The organism is Leptotrichia sp., from assembly GCF_057270615.1.
In genome coordinates, this window is sequence record NZ_DBHIXN010000145.1 from 1 (window position 1) to 1,266 (window position 1,266).

Annotated in this window: 2 protein-coding genes; both read left to right on the forward strand. The window is 25.2% G+C overall.

Annotation, left to right across the window (positions count from 1 at the left end):
• Positions 1–227: 227 nt before the first annotated feature.
• Entirely contained in the window at positions 228–1,067 is an 840-nt protein-coding gene (locus ACO409_RS10990) for a tetratricopeptide repeat protein (RefSeq protein ID WP_485557206.1), read from the forward strand.
• A gap of 15 nt (positions 1,068–1,082) precedes the next feature.
• A partial coding sequence (locus ACO409_RS10995) for an aminotransferase class III-fold pyridoxal phosphate-dependent enzyme (RefSeq protein ID WP_485557208.1) occupies positions 1,083–1,266 on the forward strand: 184 nt, incomplete at its 3' end.

The window sequence follows — 1,266 nt, forward strand, 5'->3', positions numbered from 1 at the left end:
AAAATGGCGTAGAAAATGTTGTTATTCTAAATGGTAAATTGGAACATTCTGTAATTCTTGAGTTGTTTACAGTCGAAGGGGCTGGAACACTTATAAAAAAGAATAATTCTATTGACTAAAAACAGTATTTAAAAGAAGTAATAGAAATGAATGAAATAAAAAAATATAGTGAGAGGAGTGTCTGATATTTTATATAATTATTTATATATTTATTATACGAGAATATTATGAAAAAAAGATGTATTTTATTTTTATTAGGATTAATAATTTCAATAAATGGTCTGGCAGAAACAAATATGGAATTGGCAAAAAAATATTATGAAAAAGGAGATTATACACAAGCAATTAAATATTATAAATTAGTTGAGAAGGAAAATAGCGATGATTCAGAGTCTGCAATATTTAGGTTAGGATATATTTTCCAAAAGCAAAAAAATTATGATGAAGCTGAAAAATATTATAAAATATTAGCGGATAAAGGTTACACAACAGCAATGATTAATTTATCAAATGTTTATAAAGAAAAAAAAGATTTTGGAAATATGGAATTATATCTTAGGGCAGCGGCAGATAAAGGGAATTTAGATGCTATGTATAATTTAGGAAATTGGTATGGAAAATCAGGATTATTTTCTAAAGCAGAAGCGTATTTAAAAACAGCGAGTGAAAATGGACATTTAAAAGCGACTTATAATTTGGCACTTTTATATTCTAGAGCAGGTTCAAAATATTATTCTCAAAGTGAAAAATATTTTAAATTGGCTAGTGAAAAAGGTCTTATAGAAGCAACGAATAACTTAGGAATACTTTATAAAAATAAAAAAAAGTATGCTGAAGCTGAAAAATATTTAAAAAACGCATTAGAAATGTTAATTCAAAAACCTGATTATAAAAGTGATACTGAAAATTTAGAAGGTCTTATAAATGATAATTTAGGTGATTTATATAAAGAAATGAAAAAATACGATGAATCGGAAAAATATTATAAACAAGCAATAAAAACTAAATTTAAAAAAGCAGAAGAAGATTTACAGGATTTATATAAACTGATGAAAAATAAAAAATAAAGGAGAAAATTAAAAATGTTATTAAATGTATATAGCCGTTACAATAAAGTTTTTGAAAAAGGGAAGGGAACATATATTTATGATAATGAAGGCAATGAATATTTAGACTTCGTATCAGGAATTTCAGTAAATTGCTTAGGGCATGCAAGTCCTGTAATTACAAAGGCTTTAACGGAGCAAAGTCAAAAATTAGTACATA

What these genes read in the sequence shown, in the direction of transcription:
- ACO409_RS10990 (WP_485557206.1), top strand. Translation starts at nt 228, where the DNA reads ATGAAAAAAAGATGTATTTTATTTTTATTAGGATTAATAATTTCAATA.